The organism is Nannocystis pusilla, assembly GCF_020073745.1.
GTDB classification, from domain to species: domain Bacteria; phylum Myxococcota_A; class Polyangia; order Nannocystales; family Nannocystaceae; genus Nannocystis; species Nannocystis radixulma.
The window spans coordinates 1,234,349-1,248,174 of the sequence record NZ_JAIRAU010000001.1 but is presented as its reverse complement, the minus strand read 5'-3'; the positions used below and the strand labels follow the sequence as shown (position 1 = coordinate 1,248,174).

The following is a 13,826-nucleotide window of genomic DNA, read 5'->3' as shown; positions in this document are numbered from 1 at the left end:
GCGAACATTCCCGCCGCCGCGCCCGATCTCGGCCAGCGGCCCCGCCCCCCGTGCAACAAATCGCGCACTTCGCGCAAACCATCTCTCAAAACATGCTCATAAGAACATGCTCTTATGAGCATGTTCTTATGAGCATGCTCTCACGAACATGTCCAATCGGTCACTCGCCCGCGTCACGCGGCGGCGCGCCGGCGCTGGCGAGGGCGGCCTCGGTCGCGCGCAGCAGCGGCTCTGCGGCCACCGGCGCCCCGGTCGCCTGCGTCATCCACAGGTCGGGGGTCAGCGCCCCGAGCGAGGCCATGCGCTCGAACTCGGGGCCGAGCTTGCCGGCCTTGTGGATGTGCTCTTCGATCTGGAACGCGATCAGGTGGCCGAGCGGGTAGTCGGCCAGGTAGAGCGGGTACGAGATCATGTGGCTGTAGATCCCGAGCAGGGGCGTGCCCGGGCTGCCGAGGACCGGGGCGTAGTAGCGGTCCCACGTGTCCTGGGCGATCTTCACCACCGCCTCGCGCAGCTCGGCCGGGCTCGCCTCGGGGTGGTCGTACATCCAGTGCCAGGTGGCGACGTCGACGAGGGCCACGCCGGCGATCTCGAAGGTCGCCCAGAAGTCGGCGAGCACCCGTTCGCGCTCGCTGGCGGCGTCGGGCTTGCCGACGCCGAGCAGCTCGAGGTCGCGGGCCTGGAACACGAACGCCAGCGCCTCGGTGAACGCGTTGTTCGGCACCCCGGCGAGCAGCGTGTGGTCGACGTTGTACAGCGAGAACACCTGCTCGACGTTGTGGCCGAGCTCGTGCACCGCGATGTTGTAGCCCTTGTAGTCCATGCCCTCGGCGCCGACGCGGGTGCGCAGGTGGGGGAAGTCGCCGCGGCGCAGCGACTGCAGCGCGTGGCCGGCCCCGCGCGAGGGGTCGACGAGGATGTGCTCGGCGAGGAACCTGGCGCGCGGCGGCGCGAACCCGAGGCCCTGGAGCAGCCGCGGCATGTCGCGCGCGAACGCCTCGGGCGTCGGGTAGCGGGCCTTCGTGCGCGCGTCGAGCTCGGCCTCGGGCAGCGACGCGTTGCCGCGGAAGCCGGCGTACCACAGGTCCTGCGGCCCGATCGGGCGGCCGAGGCGCTGCTCGATCAGCCGCGCCGTGCGACCCACCAGCGGCGACGTCAGCACCTGCTCGAGCAGCGCCTTGACGCGGGCCTCCGGCAGCTCGCGGCCGAGCTCGAAGCTGCGGGCGATCGCCGTCGGGGCGATCGGCACGAACGGGTCCTCGCGCTTGGCCGCGTGGAAGTTGGCGAGCAGCTTGCGGTAGCGGACGTCGTCCTCGCGCGCGCCGTCGGTGACCACCTCGCGGTTCGGCGCGTCGGCCTCGACCTCGCCCGCGGGCGCGGCGGTGACGGCGTTGGTGAACGGGTTCCAGTCGACGTGCGGGTTGTCGATCACCGCCGCCGGGATCGTCTGGGTCACGATCCGCTCCATCACCTTGACGATCGCCTGCTGCTTCTTCAGCCCGTCGGGGTCGGCGTAGCGGGCCTTGAGCTCGTCGCGCAGGTTCCAGTGGCTGATGAGGCGCAGGCCCGCGGGGAACAGGCGGGCGCCTGTCTCATCGACCAGGTGGTGCATCCACACGTTGTACTGGGCGATGTACAGGTCGGCGTCGGCGGCCGCGCGCGTGGCCGCCTGACGCACCTCCGCGGGGACGCGGCGGCTGAAGCGCGAGCCGAGGCGGGCCTCGGCCCACTGGCGCCGGCTGTACTTCGGGCCATGTTCGAGCCGCTCGGCCAGCGTCGTCTGCGGGAAGTTGAGCAGGACCACGAAGCCGACCTTGGCCTGGAACAGGTCCTCGGTGACGTGGGCGAACGGGTCGTAGGTCGCGAGCAGCGGGTCGACCGCGAGCATCGGACCGACGTCGACCTCGGTCGCGCGCCGGACCTCGCGCCCGACCTCGTGGGTGTGGCCGTCGATCTGCTCGAACACCGACTCGAGGCGGGCGAACGTCGCGTCCAGCTGGGCCTGGTCGCTGATGAACTGCTCGCGCACGAACGCCGCCAGGTCGCCGTCCTCCGGCCGCCACAGCGCCGCGACCTGCGCCACTCCGCGCTCGATCCGCGCGCGCTGGCCCTCCCCGTGCTTGCGCAGCAATTCGGTCGTCAGCGCCGTGAGGTCGGGCGGGGTCATCGGCGGGCTCTCCGGGATCGCGGTGGCGGGCGGCGCGTCCGGCTCGGCGGCCTTCGCCGGCCGCGCAACCGCCGCCGGCTGCGGCGGGGTCTCGCGGCGGTCGCAGGCGAGCGCGAGCACGAACGGGGCGATGGACCGGAGGCGGCGGAGGCGGCGGGCGAGGACGGACACGACCGGACGAGTGTATCCGGCCGGCCGGTCCTCGCGCATGTCCCGAGGGACAGATATCGGGCGGGAGGGCCCGCGGCTCAGTCGAGCACGTCGACGAGGGCGCTGGCGCTGGGGTGGCGGCCCGGGGCCTGCAGCTTGGCGGTGACGCGGTAGCGGCGGTGGTTGGCCGAGGGCTCGAGGTCGGCGGGCAGCTTGAGCACGAGGGGGACGCTGAGGCGCTCGCCGCGGGCCAGGTGGCGGCCGGCCAGCGGGATGGTGACGGCGGCGGCCTCGCGCCAGAAGTCGAAGTCGCCGTGCCGCGGGTTGTCGTAGATGAGCCGCTCCTCGTCGAGGCGGAGGAGCACGGCGTCGAGGTTCACGTCATGCTCGCCGCCGACCAGCTCCAGGGTGGCGTGGAGATCGTCACCCGCGCGCACAGCGCTCTGCAGGCCGCTCAGGGCGATCGCCTCGCCGTGGTTGCCGAAGGTGTGGCTGCCGAGCGTCTTGAGGCGGTCGATGAATCCCATGGGGCCCTCGACGGGCTCTTAGCACCACATGATGCTATCTTCATCTGAACCTATCTTCCTGTATTTCTTATCGGTGGACGCTAGTCCCGATTCTTGCCACTACATCCGGCCCCGGAACGATTAAGCTCTTTTCATCATCGATGGCGCCCTTGACTCCAGAAAAACAACCCTGGCACTCGCACCTCGCGGCCGACCTCCCGGCCGCGCTCGTCGTCTTCCTCGTCGCCCTGCCGCTGTGCCTGGGCATCGCGCTGGCCTCCGGAGCGCCGCTGCTGTCGGGGTTGTTCGCCGGGTTCATCGGCGGCCTCGTCGTCGGCGCGCTGAGCGGCTCGTCGGTGTCCGTCAGCGGGCCGGCCGCCGGCCTCACGGTGGTGGTCGCGGCGGGCATCACCGAGCTCGGCGCCTACTCCGCCTTCATCCTCGCGGTCGTCCTCGCCGGGGCCCTCCAGCTCGGCTTCGGCCTGCTGCGGGCCGGCGCGGTGGCCCACTTCGTCCCGGTCTCGGTGGTGCACGGCATGCTGGCGGCGATCGGCTGCATCCTGGTGCTGAAGCAGATCCCGCACGCGCTCGGCTACGACCTCGACTTCGAGGGTGACGAGAGCTTCGCCACCGAGGGCGGCGGCAACACCTTCTCCGACATCGTCCAGGCGGTCCAGAACGCCGACCTCGGCGCCTTCATCATCTTCTCCGCCGCGCTCGCGGCCCTGCTCCTGTGGCAGAAGTTCGGCAAGAAGTTGGTCGGCTCGTGGATGCCGCCGGCGCTGGTCGCGGTGCTCGTCGGCGCCGTCACCAACATCCTCTTCAAGCAATACGCGCCCGACCTGTACCTCACCGACGCCACGCACCTGGTCGCCATCCCCGACCTCAACGGCCTGTACGGCATCCTGTTCGCGCTGCCGTTCCCCGACTTCTCGCGCCTCGCCGACCCGGCCGTGTGGCGGATCGCCGCCACCATCGCCATCATCGCCAGCGTCGAGTCGCTGCTGAGCATCGGCGCCTCCGACAAGCTCGACCCGTTCCACCGCATCACCCCGACCGACCGCGAGCTCAAGGCCCAGGGCGCCGCCAACATCGCCTCCGGCCTGCTCGGCGGCCTGCCGATCACCGCCGTCATCGTCCGCTCGTCGGCCAACATCGACGCCGGCGCGCGCACGCGCATGTCGGCGATCCTCCACGGCGTGCTGCTGCTGCTCAGCGTCCTGGTGCTGGCGCCGATCCTCAATCACATCCCGCTGTCGGCGCTGGCCGCGGTGCTGATCGTCATGGGCATCAAGCTGGCCAGCCTGCGGGTGTTCCACGAGCAGTACCAGCGCGGCAAGGCCCAGTTCGTGCCGTTCTGCATCACCCTGGTGGCGATCTTGCTGACCGACCTGCTGGTCGGCGTGGCCATCGGCGTCCTCGTCGGCATCTACTTCGTCATCCGCAGCAACTTCACGTCGGCGATCGTGGTCGCCCACGAGGGCGACGAGTACATGATCCGGTTCGCCAAGGACGTCTCGTTCCTCAACAAGCCGTCGCTGCTGCGCGCCTTCTCGGCCATCCCGAACGGCGCCACCGTGCTGATCGACGGCACGCGGGCCCAGTTCATCGACCACGACATCGTCGACGCCATCGACGACTTCCTGGTGTCCGCCCGCGCCCGCAACATCACCGTCGAGCTGCGCCGCAGCGCCACCAGCCTCAACAACCACTTCAAGCAAGAGGCCGCCGCATGAACCCCGCCCGCCGCCTGCTCCTCGCCAACAAGTCGTGGGCGCAGGAGCGCCGCGCCATCGACCCCGAGTTCTTCGCCCGCCTCGCCTCCGGCCAGCAGCCGGAGTTCCTGTGGATCTCCTGCTCCGACAGCCGCGTCCCCGAGACCCAGCTGACCGTCACCGACGCCGGCGAGCTGTTCGTCCACCGCAACGTCGCCAACCTCGTCCGCGCCGACGACCGCAACGTCCTGTGCGTGCTGCAGTACGCGATCGAGGCCCTCAAGGTGCGCCACGTGATCGTCTGCGGCCACTACGGCTGCGGCGGCGTCAAGGCGGCCATCAACGGCGCCCCGCCCGGGCGCCTGTCCGAGTGGCTCGATCCGGTCGCCCAGATCTACGAGCAGCACCGCGCGCAGCTCGATCTCCTGAGCGAGGAGGAGCGCTGGGCCAAGCTCGTCGAGCTCAACACCGTCGCCCAGGTCCACCGCCTCGCCCAGACCGACGTCATCGAGAACGCCTGGGCCAAGTACAACTACCCGTATCTCCACGCGTGGGTCTACTCGCTGCCCGACGGCCTCATCCAGCCGCTGCTGACGCTCAGCCCGTCCGGCCCGCAGAAGCTGCTGTGATCCGCGCATGACGAGAAGGACATGTCCGTTTGGACACGTCCTATGTTTGACCAGGACGAGCGCCCCCTCGCCCGCGCCCGCGCCTGTGCGACCTGCGGCGAACGGGTCGGCTCCTCGCCCCGTCGCCGCGCCTCCTGCGCGGGGTTCCCCTCCATGTTCCCGGCGGCGCGACCTCGCCCGCCCGCCAGGCCCCGCCTCGCTGTGATCCGCGGCAAAAACGGCGATCTCGCGACCTCTTCCGGTCCCCACGCCGACCCGCCGCCGGCCGCGAGCGCGGCCCCGGGGAACGCGATATCGTGAGGCGATGTTGGCACCGCTCTCTGCGCTCGTGGTCGCGTCCAGCCTCCTCGCCGCCGCCGGGGACGAGCCGTCCACCGCGGCGACCGACAGCGCGAGCCCGCCGAGCTACATGCAGCCGGTCTACGTCGACCCGCCGCCGGGCCACTACGACCCGCCGCCGGGCTACTACGACCCGCCCCCCGCGTACTACGAATCGGACACGCCCGGCGGCGCGCCCGTCTACAAGGATCCGCCCGCCGGGTACTACGATCCACCGCCCGGCTGGTACGACCCGCCCCCCGGCTATTACATGCCGCCCGCCGGTCTACCCGCGCCGCTGCCGATCCCGCGCGAGCCGGTGGTGCTCGCCGACGACGCCTGGCAAAAGTGGGCCAGCCGCCACGATACCCTGCGCCGGCGCCAGATCGGCTGGGGCATCACCCTCGGCCTCAGCGTCCTCACCCTCGGCATGATCGCCGCCTTCCCCCCGGACGACTGTCGCGATTGCGGCCCGCTCGCCCGCCCGATCCTCGGCATCAGCGCCGTCATCATGACCAAGATCTCCCTGGTCTCGACGATCATCAACGGCGTCGCCCTGGCCCGCCACAACCGCAACCGCCCGGCCGCGACGCTGGCCCTCGGCCCCGGCTCGCTCCGCGTCGAATTTTAATTACAATCACGCACCTTTGGACATGCCGTATCGGGCAGGTCCATACGGTCATGCCCTTACGGGCATGTCCATAGGGACAGAAATTTTCTCACCACGCGACGGGCGTCGGCTGGGCCCGGTCGGTGACGCCGCCGTCGCCGAGGCCGCCGTACGCGTTGCTGCCCCAGCACAGCGCGCGTCCGTCGTCGGTGCGGACGCAGGCGTGGAGCTGGCCGACCACCACCTGGCTGGCCCCCGTCAGCGGCATCGGCGTGGGCACCGGGCAGTACGGCTCCGGCGGCGCCTGCCGGCGCTCGGTCGGCGCCGCGACGCTCACGTGCTCGCGCGGCTCGGCGCACTCGGGCCACAGCGCGCGCTCCCGGCCCCACTCGCGGCCCCAGCCGCGGGCCGTCCCGTCGAGCAGCAGCGCCGTGGTCCGGTACTGCCCGGCCGCCAGCTCCACCGCGTCGCGCAGGTCGACCACCGGCGCCGCCGGGCCGACGGTCGCCTCGCCGCCGTCGCCGCGCTGGCCGAACGTGTCGCCGCCCCAGCACATGGCTGTCCCATCGGCCAGCAGCGCGCACGCGTGGTCGAAGCCGGCCGTCAGCGCCACCGCGCCGGCGACCCCGGGCACCCGGTTCGGCGTCAGGTGGTCGCGGCCCGACGGCTCGCCGCACTGCCCGTACTCGTTCCAGCCCCAGCACAGCACCTCGCCGGCGGTCGTGCGCGCGCAGCTGAACGCGTAGCCGACCGCGACCTCCTCGACCGCCTCGAGGCGCACCACCGTGACCGGACCGATCGCCATCAGCCCGCCGTCGCCGAGCGCCCCGCGGGTGCCCTGACCGCGACAGACCACGCTGCCGTCGCCGACCACCGCGCAGTCGTGATCGAAGCCCAGCGCCAGCTGCCGGACCTCGCGCCAGCCCGCGACCGGCTGCGCCAGCGCGCGACCTCGCCGGACCTCCTCCTCGATCTCCGGCACCGCGTTGAAGCCCCAGCACCACACGCTCCCGTCGGCCCGCACCGCGCACGACCGATCGCCCTCGGCCGCCACCTGCACCGCGTCGTCGATGCCGGCCACGACCACGGGCCGGGCGCGCTGCGCCGCCGCGCCGTCGCCGAGCTGCCCGCTCGCGCCCATCCCCCAGCAGCGGATCGTCCCGCCGCGCAGGCGCGCGCACGTGTGGAACGAGCCGACCGCGAGCTCGGCGACGAACGGCTCCCCTGCGGTCTGCGCGGCCTCGTCGCCCGGCTCGGCCGGCGCGCGGCCGGCCCACCCGGACCCGCACCCGGTCAGCGCCGTCGCCACCATCGCCACGCCGATCCGCACGCCCCGCGAGCGTACTCGATCGCCGCGCTCCTGGGGCGCCCGCCGTCATGGTACAAGGCCGCTCGTGGATTCGCCGGCAGGACAGCTGCAACGCGCGCGAGAGCAGGCCCGGGGCCGCCTCGGCGACGGCTACGCGCAGGACCTGATCGACCAGGACACCCTCGACGAGCGCCTCGAGGCCGTCGAGCGCGCCGCCACGGTCGCCGAGATCGACGCCATCGTCGCCGACCTGCGCCCGGTCGAGACCACCGCCCTGGTCCCCGCGAGCACCGCCGTCGCCGTGTCCGGCCCGGCCGCTCGCATGCGCGTGCTGTTCAGCTCGATCGACCGCACCGGCGCGTGGCACGTCAGCCCGCGCACCCACGTGCGGGTCGTGTTCGGCAACGCCACCATCGACCTGCGCCAGGCCGTCCTCCCGGGCGGGCCGATCGAGCTCGACGTCCACCTCGTGTGCGGCAACCTCGACCTCATCATCCCGCCCGGCTGGCAGCTCGACAACGACTGCGGCGCGCTCCTCGGCTCCGTCGAGCAGCTGAGCGGCCCCCCGCCGCCCGGCAAGCCGCGTCAGGTGCTGCGCCTGCGCGGTCGCGTCATCTTCAGCAGCCTCACCATCCACGAGCGCCTGCCCGGCGAGAACGCCTGGGGCGCCCGCAAGCGGCGCAAGCGCGAGCACAAGGCCCTGGCCGAGCGCAGCGCCCGCGCGCTGCCGGCCGGCGACGATTGAGCGCCGCCTGCCGGGCCGTGCGCGACGGCGCATGCCCCTGCGCACATGTTCTTTTCAGCATGTCCTCTCGGACATGTCGATTCAGGCAGCCATCGCCGGCCGCCGGCCGCGCCGGTCGCGGAGCAGCGCCGCCGCGGTGACGAGCGCGCCGAGCCACTCCCAGGCGACCGCGCCGATGAACGACCCCGGGGCCGAGCCGGCCAGCATCAACCCGGCGAGCCCCCGGGCCCATGAACAGCCGCGCGCCGACGGTGAACGCGAAGAACCCCGGCCACCGGTCCGCCGCGCCGATCACGTAGAGCGCCCCCATGTCGACCGCGGCGACCGAGTTCGTCGCCAGGATACCGACGTGTCCGCTCCGGACCGCGGCCCGGAGACCCCGGTCGCCGCGCGTCAAAAAAATGTCCTTCGGGTCAGGTTGACGTCGTCGCCGGGCTTGGCGATCCTGCGCGGATGGAGCGAGTCATGCGTAATCGGAGCGTGCGGATCGGGGCGCTCGTGTGGGCGATCGGCTGGGGCGGCGGCTGCGGTCCGAGCGAGGGCGACACCGACGGCGCGAGCGGGGCCACCGGCGTCACCGGCGTCACCGGCGTCACCCAGGGCATGACGATGACCGGCGTCACCGGCGTCACCGGCGAGTCGAGCGGCACCGGGTCCGACTCCGGTGTGCCGACCAGCGGCGGCCCCGGCAACGCCACCGACGAGCCGACCGCCGGCGTCACCGGCAACGACTCGGCGAGCCCCAAGCTCGACCTGGCGATGGCCGACTTCGGCGCCCCGCCGCCCGGCGAGGGCTGCACCAAGGTCGACTTCCTGTTCGTGCTCGACAACTCGATCTCCATGGGCGACGAGCAGCAGAACCTCGCCAACAGCTTCCCCGGGTTCATCAGCACCATCCAATCGCAGGTGCAGGCCCAGGATTACCACATCATGGTGATCGACACCGACGACCAGGACAAGTGGGGCGAGAAGTGGGACAAGTGCCATGAGAAGTGCATGACCGACGATCCGGGCGACGGCTGCCTCACCGTCTATTTCCCCGACATCATCTGCGGCATGGAGCCGCCGGCGCCGGAGCCGTGCGATCAGACGCTCGGCGCCGGCCGCAGCCAGGGCGCCGGCGGCCCGCCGATCGCCTGCCCGATCGACGACGGCCTGCGCTACATGACGCAGGACCAGACCGACCTGCCCGGCACCTTCGATTGCGTCGCCAACATGGGCGCGACCGGCAACTCCAACGAGCGCCCGGCCGAGGCCCTGCTGCAGGCCCTCGGCCCGCAGACCCAGGACGGCGGCTGCCACCCCGGCTTCTTGCGCGACGACGCCGTCCTCGTCGTCACCATGATCTCCGACGAACAGGAGAACGGCTCGCCGGGCACCCCGCAGAGCTGGTACGACGATTTGCTGGCGCTGAAGGGCGGCAACGAGACCACCATCGTCATGCTGTCCCTCAACGGCGACGCCGAGACCATGGGCCAGGAGTGCATCCCCACCGCCAAGATGGTCGAGTTCGTCGGCTACTTCGGCGACCGCGGCATCATCGACAGCATCTGCGCCCCCGACTACAGCCCGTTCTTCCAGGAGGCCGTCGGCGTCATCGACTACGCCTGCGACGAGTTCGTCCCGCCGGGCTGACCGGGCCCGTCGCCATCCGCCACACCGCGGCCGCTCGCCCGCCTGCCACCGCGCGAGGTGCCTGCTCGCCGCGACATTACCGCGCGCCTCGGTCCGTTCGACCTCGCGCCCGCCCTGCGACGTCCCGGCGACTCCACCGACATCGCGGCCTTGCGCCGGCTCCCGGCGCGCCCCGGCGCTCGAGCCAGGCTCGATCTCCATGTGCACCGGCCACACCTCCGCGTATCGGGCCGCCGCGCGCCGCGCCCTCGGCTCGCTCGGCGCCGCGATCCTGATGATCACCGCAGCTGTCCAGGCGACCATGTCCGTCAAGACAGATGCCGCGGCCGCGACCCCGGCCGCCGAGCTCGAGCCGCGCGCCGACTCCGAGCCGGGCCGCCTCGCCGGCATCACCGGCGCACACAACAGCGTCCGCGCCGCGCTCGGGATCCCGGGGCTCACCTGGTCGCCCGCGGTGGCGCAGTTCGCCCAGGCGTGGGCCGACGAGCTCGAGGCCCAGGGTTGCGTCATGAAGCACCGGCCGGACGACGGGCCCGACGCGCAGCAGTACGGCGAGAACATCTTCAAGAGCTGGGGCTACCCGCCGCGAGCCGAGGACGTCGTCGCCAAATGGGTCGCCGAGGAGGCCGACTACGACGACGAGACCAATACGTGCAGCGGCGTGTGCGGCCATTACACCCAGGTCGTCTGGCGCGACAGCCGACGCCTCGGCTGCGGCATGGCCGTCTGCGGCGACCAGGAGGTCTGGATCTGCAACTACGACCCGCCGGGCAACATCACCGGCGAATGGCCCTACTGATTCGCCGGCCCTCCCGCGGGTGGGATGTCGTGCGCTCGGCGACGGCCGCGCCCGATCGCCGGGCGCTCGTACCGCAGCGGCGAAGAACCGTGGCAGGTGCCACGGACGCGGCGCGCCGGCCGATCTGCGTACACTCGCGCGTCATGCAGCTCCGCTCCTCCGCCTTCGAATCGATGGGCTCGATCCCCCGCAAGCACACCTGCGAGGGCGACGATCTGTCGCCGCCGCTCGAATGGAGCGACGTCCCCGAGGGGACCCGCAGCTTCGCGCTGCTCGTGCAGGACCCCGACGCCCCCGACCCGGCCGCGCCGCGCCGGATCTTCGTCCACTGGATCGTCGTCGACCTGCCGCCCGACGTGCGTCAGCTGCCTGCCGGCGCCGCGGCCAAGCTCCCGCCCGGCGCGCGCCACGGCAAGAACGACTACAACAAGGCCGCGTGGGCCGGCCCGTGCCCGCCGATCGGCCGTCACCGCTACTTCTTCGCCCTCTACGCCCTCGACACGCGGCTGCCCGACCTCCACGCCCCGACCCGCGACGAGTTCGAGGCCGCGGTCGCCGGCCACATCCTCGCGCGCGCCGAGCTCGTCGGCACCTATCAGAAAGAGGCCGCCGCGCCGCGCCGCGCCGGCTAACCGCCTGTCCTTGCGACCATGTTCGCTGTCTCTTCAGACAGCAACGGGTCCGCGCCGGGCCTGCGTCCTAGCCGATCATGATCTGCGGGAAGCCGGCGGTGATGACGCCGCCGTGGCTGGTCGCGTCGCCCATGCGGGCCGCGGGGGCGCCCCCCACCATCACCGTCGCCGAGCCGAGCGCGATCGTGTCCATGCCGCCGACCACGCACACGGCCGTGTCACCGACGCGGGCCGCGGGCTGGTACCCGATCATCACGGTCGCCTCGCCTTTGTTGATCGGGCCGCCGACGTGATACGGCAGCGGGCAGGTGTGAAGGTCGGTGACGCGGGCTGCGGGTGGCATGGCGTGACGTCCTCCTGTCGCTCAGGTGGGGGCCTGCTCGGCCGATGTGGGAGCGGTCGGCGCGGTCGGGCTCGCGTCCGCGGGCGTGCCGGGCGACAGCGCCGGCGAGGCCGAGCCGGCCAGCGCCGCGCCGCCGCTGTTGAGCAGGATCATCGTGCCCTGGATGCTGACGCCGTTCGCGTCGATGGTGACGAAGCCGCCGGGGCCCTGCAGGGTGATGCCGGCGGTCGCCTTCAAGATCAGCGTCGCGCCCTCGACCACCACCGTGCCGGTGACCTTGGCGCTGGCGTCGCCGCCGACGCTCACGGCGCTGTCGCCCGAGGTGGTGAGGTTGTGCGCCCCGCCGACCGAGACCTTCTGCGCCCCGTCGATCTTGAGGTCGAGGCCGCCGGCGATGCCGAGCGTCGTCTGACCGGTGATCGAGACGTCGACCGCCCCGCCGTAGCTCGCGGCCAGCGCTCCCCCGACCTTCGTCGTCACCGCGCCCTTGACCTCGGTGTGGGCCGCGCCGCCGATCTGCGTCCGCGCGTCGGCGCCGACGGTGCGGTGCTCGTCGTTCACGACCTGCGACATGCGGTCGTGCAGCACCTTGTGGTGCTCGTCGTTGCCGACGGTCTCGCGGCGGTCGTGCAGCACGCTGACGTCGACGTCGCGCTGGGCGTGGATGAAGATCTGCTCAACGCCCTTGGCGTCCTCGAAGCGCAGCTCGTTGAAGCCGGCGCCGGTGTAGGTCTCGGTCCGGATCGTGCTCTTGGTCTTGTCGTCGGGCAGCTTGTAGGGCGTGGCGTTGAGCCCGTGGTACACGCGACCGGTGATGATCGGGCGGTCGGGGTCGCCCTCGATGAAGTCGACGATCACCTCGTGGCCGACGCGCGGGATGAACATCGCGCCGTAGCCGTTGCCGGCCCACGCCTGGCTGACGCGGACCCAGCACGACGAGGTGTCGTCGGACTCGCCGAGGCGGTCCCAGTGGAACTGGACCTTGACGCGCCCGTGCTCGTCGACGTGGACCTCCTCGCCCTCGGGGCCGACGACCGTGGCCGTTTGCACGCCGCGGACCACCGGCCGCGGGGTCACGCGCGGCGTCCGGTACGGCACGTCGCTGGGGATGCAGGTGAACTCGCTGTGGTAGACGAGCTCCTGCTCGGCGGTGTGGTCGATGGTGCCGGGCTGCTCGCCGAAGTGTTGCACGCGCAGCAGGCGGTACTCGCCGTCGAGCTCGGCGCGCGGGTGGTCGGCGAGCGTGAACGCGAACCCGGGCAGGAGGCGCGGCGAGTCGCTGGTGCCGCGGCCGACGCGGCGCAGCGCCTGGGCCGCCTCGAGCTCGGTCTTCGCCAGCCGCTTGCCGAGCGCCGCCTCCTGGAACTCGCCGGGGTAGTCGTAGAGCTCGAGCGGCGGCCTGCCGGCGCCCTGCGTCGCCTCGAGCAGCACGTCGGGCTTGTGCAGGTTGAAGTCGCGCAGCGCCACCTGGTTGGGGCGGATCTCCTCGCTCACGCGGAACACCCCGACGTGCTCGTCGCGGACCATGTCGTCGATGCGGAACGGCAGCGTCGCCTCGCCCGGGATCATCAGCGCCCCGCCGGCGCGGTCGCTGATCCGCATCACGTGGCGGGTCGCCGCGTGCTCGAAGTAATAGACGATCCCCTCCTCCTCCATCAATCGGCTGATGAAGTGGAGGTCGCTCTCGCGGTACTGCACGCAGTAGTCGCGCGGCTGGTACGTGCCCGTGAGCTCGAACGAGACCTGGCGGCGCGGGTTGAGCCCGGCCTCCTCGAGCACCTGGCGCAGGATGTCCGGCGTCGACTTGTTCTGGAAGATCCGCGAATTCGTGCGGAGCAGCAGCGTGTACACCTGCGGCACCAGGGTGATGCGGTACATCGCCCGCGGCCGCATCTCGCCGGTGTACTCGGCGCGCAGGACGATGCCGTGGACCAGCCGCGGCTCGCCGGTGACGACGATCTTCAGCGCCGCGCTGCGGCCGACCAGCTCGCCGACCGCGATGTGCCGCGCGACCACGTCGAGGTGGAACTCGTACGGCGACGAGATCGCCTCGCTGCCGCTGAAGCGCACCACCCAGAAGTTGTCGGCGAGCCCCTCGATCTCGAAGGTGCACGAGCGATCTGCTTGACGCGCGACCAGCAGCAGCTCCGAATCCATCGCCGCCCTCCAGCCCGGCTCTTATCACGCGCGCGCACGGCGGCGCAACGAGCCCGGCCGGCCCGGGGCTGTTCCGCGCGACCCGGGCGGGACCGCGCTCCGGCTCGCGCA

The 13,826-nt window shown here is 72.0% G+C and carries 13 protein-coding genes; 7 read left to right on the top strand and 6 right to left on the bottom strand.

From position 1 onward, the window contains the following. Positions 1 to 160: 160 nt before the first annotated feature. On the bottom strand, positions 161 to 2,167 hold the full coding sequence (locus tag K7C98_RS04860; RefSeq protein WP_224190600.1) for a hypothetical protein: 2,007 nt from the start codon (positions 2,165 to 2,167) through the stop codon (positions 161 to 163). Between the two features lie 248 nt (positions 2,168 to 2,415). Next, the gene (locus K7C98_RS04855; protein ID WP_224190326.1) at positions 2,416 to 2,844 is read right to left on the bottom strand and encodes a hypothetical protein; all 429 of its coding nucleotides are present in this window, start codon (positions 2,842 to 2,844) and stop codon (positions 2,416 to 2,418) included. Positions 2,845 to 2,984: 140 nt separating this feature from the next. Between K7C98_RS04855 and K7C98_RS04850 the strand changes: the two genes are divergently transcribed. The 3 genes from K7C98_RS04850 to K7C98_RS04840 all read left to right on the top strand — a co-directional run bounded on the left by K7C98_RS04850 (position 2,985) and on the right by K7C98_RS04840 (position 6,116). Beyond that, positions 2,985 to 4,559 carry a SulP family inorganic anion transporter gene (locus K7C98_RS04850; protein WP_224190325.1) on the top strand — a complete coding sequence of 525 codons (1,575 nt, stop codon included), beginning with the start codon at positions 2,985 to 2,987 and terminating at the stop codon, positions 4,557 to 4,559. Beyond that, on the top strand, positions 4,556 to 5,167 hold the full coding sequence (locus K7C98_RS04845; protein ID WP_224190324.1) for a carbonic anhydrase: 612 nt from the start codon (positions 4,556 to 4,558) through the stop codon (positions 5,165 to 5,167). The genes K7C98_RS04850 and K7C98_RS04845 overlap by 4 nt, the downstream gene beginning before the upstream one ends. A gap of 304 nt (positions 5,168 to 5,471) precedes the next feature. Continuing rightward, entirely contained in the window at positions 5,472 to 6,116 is a 645-nt protein-coding gene (locus tag K7C98_RS04840; RefSeq protein WP_224190323.1) for a hypothetical protein, read from the top strand. An 88-nt stretch (positions 6,117 to 6,204) separates the two neighbouring features. Here the strand turns inward: K7C98_RS04840 and K7C98_RS04835 are convergent, their stop codons facing one another. After that, a complete protein-coding gene (locus K7C98_RS04835; protein ID WP_224190322.1) occupies positions 6,205 to 7,425 on the bottom strand; it encodes an RCC1 domain-containing protein in 1,221 nt (406 codons plus the stop codon). Positions 7,426 to 7,489: 64 nt separating this feature from the next. Between K7C98_RS04835 and K7C98_RS44615 the strand changes: the two genes are divergently transcribed. Beyond that, a complete protein-coding gene (locus tag K7C98_RS44615) occupies positions 7,490 to 8,149 on the top strand; it encodes a DUF1707 SHOCT-like domain-containing protein (protein ID WP_224190321.1) in 660 nt (219 codons plus the stop codon). Between the two features lie 81 nt (positions 8,150 to 8,230). Here K7C98_RS44615 and K7C98_RS43370 read toward each other — a convergent pair whose 3' ends face one another. Further along, the gene (locus K7C98_RS43370) at positions 8,231 to 8,356 is read right to left on the bottom strand and encodes a hypothetical protein (RefSeq protein WP_263429156.1); all 126 of its coding nucleotides are present in this window, start codon (positions 8,354 to 8,356) and stop codon (positions 8,231 to 8,233) included. A 258-nt stretch (positions 8,357 to 8,614) separates the two neighbouring features. On the opposite strand from K7C98_RS43370, the gene K7C98_RS04825 reads away from it, so the two are divergent. From K7C98_RS04825 to K7C98_RS04815, 3 genes are all read left to right on the top strand, one after another. After that, positions 8,615 to 9,784, top strand: a complete 1,170-nt coding sequence (locus K7C98_RS04825) for a hypothetical protein (RefSeq protein ID WP_224190320.1) — start codon at positions 8,615 to 8,617, stop codon at positions 9,782 to 9,784. Positions 9,785 to 9,983: 199 nt separating this feature from the next. Next, positions 9,984 to 10,583 carry a CAP domain-containing protein gene (locus tag K7C98_RS04820; protein WP_224190319.1) on the top strand — a complete coding sequence of 200 codons (600 nt, stop codon included), beginning with the start codon at positions 9,984 to 9,986 and terminating at the stop codon, positions 10,581 to 10,583. A gap of 143 nt (positions 10,584 to 10,726) precedes the next feature. Beyond that, the gene (locus K7C98_RS04815) at positions 10,727 to 11,215 is read left to right on the top strand and encodes a YbhB/YbcL family Raf kinase inhibitor-like protein (protein WP_224190318.1); all 489 of its coding nucleotides are present in this window, start codon (positions 10,727 to 10,729) and stop codon (positions 11,213 to 11,215) included. A 67-nt stretch (positions 11,216 to 11,282) separates the two neighbouring features. On the opposite strand, the gene K7C98_RS04810 is transcribed toward K7C98_RS04815, so the two are convergent. Together K7C98_RS04810 and K7C98_RS04805 are read right to left on the bottom strand one after the other, a co-directional pair. Next, on the bottom strand, positions 11,283 to 11,558 hold the full coding sequence (locus tag K7C98_RS04810) for a PAAR domain-containing protein (protein ID WP_224190317.1): 276 nt from the start codon (positions 11,556 to 11,558) through the stop codon (positions 11,283 to 11,285). A gap of 21 nt (positions 11,559 to 11,579) precedes the next feature. Further along, a complete protein-coding gene (locus K7C98_RS04805) occupies positions 11,580 to 13,715 on the bottom strand; it encodes a type VI secretion system Vgr family protein (protein ID WP_224190316.1) in 2,136 nt (711 codons plus the stop codon). Positions 13,716 to 13,826 lie beyond the last annotated feature (111 nt).